1 protein-coding gene and 1 pseudogene are annotated in these 1,294 nt (G+C 73.1%); one reads left to right on the top strand and one right to left on the bottom strand.

The annotated features are described in order from the left end of the window. Nucleotides 1-915, top strand: a 915-nt coding sequence (locus ACWJ6R_RS36540; protein WP_449066576.1) for an acyl-CoA dehydrogenase family protein, incomplete at its 5' end; no start/stop codon positions are given. A gap of 76 nt (nucleotides 916-991) precedes the next feature. Here ACWJ6R_RS36540 and ACWJ6R_RS36535 read toward each other — a convergent pair. Continuing rightward, nucleotides 992-1,294 (bottom strand): annotated as a pseudogene (locus tag ACWJ6R_RS36535) (hypothetical protein); the annotation flags it as partial.

The following is a 1,294-nucleotide window of genomic DNA, read 5'->3' as shown; positions in this document are numbered from 1 at the left end:
CGGGTCGACCCGTCGATGGGGACGTTCTTCGGCGTGCACAACGGGCTGGCGATGGGGAGCGTCGACCGGCTGGGCTCGGAGGAGCAGCGGGAGCGGTGGCTGCCGCCGATGGCCGCGATGGAGAAGATCGGCGCCTTCGCCCTGACCGAGCCCGACGGCGGCTCCGACGTGGCCGCGGGACTGCGCACGACCGCCCGGCGCGAGGGCGACACCTGGGTGCTCAACGGCGCCAAGCGGTGGATCGGCAACGCGACCTTCGCCGACCTGGTGGTGGTGTGGGCCAAGGACGAGGCCGACGGCCAGGTCAAGGGCTTCGTGGTCGAGAAGGGCACCCCCGGCTTCGCCGCGACCAGGATCGAGAACAAGATCGCGCTGCGGACCGTGCAGAACGCCGACATCACGCTGACCAACTGCCCGGTCCCGGAGACGAACCGGCTGCAGGGCGCGAACGGCTTCCGCGACACCGCCGCCATCCTCCGCCAGACCCGGGGCGGCGTCGCCTGGCAGGCGGTGGGCTGCATGATGGGCGCCTACGAGACGGCGCTGGCCTACGCCAAGGAGCGCGAGCAGTTCGGCCGGCCGATCGCCGGCTTCCAGCTCGTGCAGGACCTGCTGGTGCGCATGCTCGGCAACGTCACCTGCTCGCTCGGCATGGTGGTACGGCTGGCGCAGCTCCAGGACGCGGGCGTCTACAAGGACGAGCACTCGGCGATGGCCAAGGCGTTCTGCACGGCCCGGATGCGCGAGGCGGTGGGCTGGGGCCGCGAGATCATGGGTGGCAACGGGATCGTCCTCGACTACGGCATGGGCCGGTTCGTAGCGGACTCGGAGGCGATCTACTCCTACGAAGGGACGCGGGAGATCAACAGCCTGATCGTGGGCCGCGCGATCACCGGGACCGGGGCCTTCGTCTGACGGGCGGACGGCGGCCCGGCCCGCCCCTCCGGGAGGGGCGGGCCGCCGCAGGCCCGGATCAGGACGACGAGCCGTCTCAGGACGACGGGCCCGCGTCCGGCTCGGGGCTCTTGGACTCGACGGCGCTCTCCTCCCACGGCGGGGAGGGCTCGACCGGATCCGCGGGAATCGGCCGGTCAGGGAAGTCGGTGTCGGCTCCCGACCGGGCGGCCACCGTCCGGCTCTCGCCCACCTCCGCGTCCGGCACGGTGGGCGGCTCCTCGTCCGGCACGGCGTCCGGCACGGTCTCGTCCTCCCGTGGCGGCGGCCCGCCCTCCGCATCCGGCACGGCGTCCGGCGGGGGTTCCGCGGCGGGGTTCTCGGCGGGATCGTGTTCATC

It is taken from the genome of Planomonospora algeriensis (genome assembly GCF_977012225.1).
This window is presented reverse-complemented; position numbering and strand designations above follow the sequence as displayed.